Annotated in this window: 1 pseudogene; it reads right to left on the minus strand. The window is 69.3% G+C overall.

From position 1 onward, the window contains the following. Nucleotides 1-228: pseudogene (locus KUM44_RS39685) on the minus strand (hypothetical protein); the annotation flags it as partial.

Here is a 228-nt window from a genome sequence, read left to right on the forward strand (position 1 = left end):
GTTGAGCGTGCAGGGGGCGAACGCCTCCAGCCCCTCGGGCTTGGCGGCCGCGCGGCCGATGGCGGTCTCGATGCGGTTGAGTGCGGCTACGCGCTTGTCTTCCAGCGGGCCGAGGATGGCGTTCTGGACGAAGTTGGGTCCGCCCTGGCCGACGGTGTTGACGAGGCGTTGGTTGGCTTCGTCGATCTGGGTCTGGAGCTGGGCGAGGTTGCGGTCGACCTCGGCCTG

This window comes from Streptomyces sp. AC550_RSS872, from assembly GCF_019049285.1.
In the GTDB taxonomy this organism is placed as follows: Bacteria; Actinomycetota; Actinomycetes; order Streptomycetales; family Streptomycetaceae; genus Streptomyces.